Origin of the sequence: Actinopolymorpha sp. B9G3 (assembly GCF_040120725.1) — a bacterium.
Lineage (GTDB): Bacteria > Actinomycetota > Actinomycetes > Propionibacteriales > Actinopolymorphaceae > Thermasporomyces.
Window position 1 is genome coordinate 1 of sequence record NZ_JBEEAB010000075.1, and the last position, 1,358, is coordinate 1,358.

Consider the following 1,358-nt stretch of genomic DNA (forward strand, 5'->3'; position numbering starts at 1 on the left):
TGACCGAACCCCCGGGTGCACCCGCGGGGCCGACCGGCAGGGTCGCCCCGGTCGCCGCGGCGGCGGCGCTCGGCGGCTTTCTCTTCGGTTATGACACAGCTGTCATCAACGGTGCGGTCGGTGCGGTGCGCGACACCTTTGCCGTCAACCCGTTCGTTCTCGGCCTGGCGGTGGCGGCGGCGCTGCTGGGGTCGGCGCTGGGCGCCTGGTCCGCCGGTCCGCTGGCCAACCGCCTCGGCCGGGTCCGGGTCATGCTGATCGCCGCGGCGTTGTTCGCCGTGAGCGCGCTCGGTTCCGGATTCGCGTTCGCCATCTGGGACCTCGCGCTGTGGCGGTTCATCGGCGGGATGGGCGTGGGTGCCGCCTCGGTGATCGCTCCGGCGTACATCGCCGAGATCTCGCCGGCCCGGATCCGCGGCCGCCTGGGTTCGCTGCAGCAGTTGGCGATCGTGACCGGGATCTTCGTCGCCCTCCTCGTCGACTACGTACTGGCCACACTGGCCGGAGGCGCCCGCGAGGAGCTCTGGCTCGGCCTCGACGCGTGGCGGTGGATGTTCCTGTCGTTGCTGATCCCGGCGCTCACCTACGGTGCGCTCGCGTCCCGCCTGCCCGAGTCACCGCGCTTCCTCGTCGCGAAGGAACGCACCGCAGAGGCGCGAAAGGTCCTCCGGAAGTACCTCGGCGGTGACGTCGAGGCGAAGATCGCCGAGATCGACCAGACCCTCGCCGCGGATCGCAGGATGCGGCTGTCGGACCTGCGCGGCCCCCGGCTCGGCCTGCTGCCGATCGTGTGGGTCGGCATCTTGTTGTCGGTGTTCCAGCAGTTCGTCGGCATCAACGTGATCTTCTACTACTCGTCCGTCCTGTGGCAGGCGGTCGGGTTCAGCGAGGCGGACTCCCTGATCATCACGGTGATCACGTCGGTGACCAACATTCTCACCACCTTGATCGCGATCGCGACCATCGACAAGGTCGGGCGCAAGCCGCTGCTCACCATCGGGTCGACGGGCATGATGCTCACCTTGGGCACGTTGGCGTTCGCCTTCGGGACCGCTCCGGTCATCGGCGGCGAACCGGTGCTGCAGGGAATCATGGCGCCGGTCGCCCTGGTCGCCGCGAACCTCTACGTCGTGTTCTTCGGACTGAGCTGGGGACCCGTGGTGTGGGTCCTGCTCGGCGAGATGTTCCCCAACCAGATCCGTGCCCAGGCCCTTGCGGTCGCCGCCGCCGCACAGTGGCTGGCGAACTTCACCGTCTCGACGACGTTCCCGACGCTGCAGGCGATCGGCCTCGGATTCGCGTACGGCATCTACACGTTCTTCGCGGCACTCTCCCTGGTGTTCGTGGTGAGGCGCATC

1 protein-coding gene is annotated in these 1,358 nt (G+C 68.6%); it reads left to right on the forward strand.

Going from position 1 to position 1,358, the window contains the following annotated elements; translation table 11 throughout:
* A partial coding sequence (locus ABNF93_RS34635) for a sugar porter family MFS transporter (RefSeq protein ID WP_349332498.1) occupies positions 1-1,358 on the forward strand: 1,358 nt, incomplete at both ends.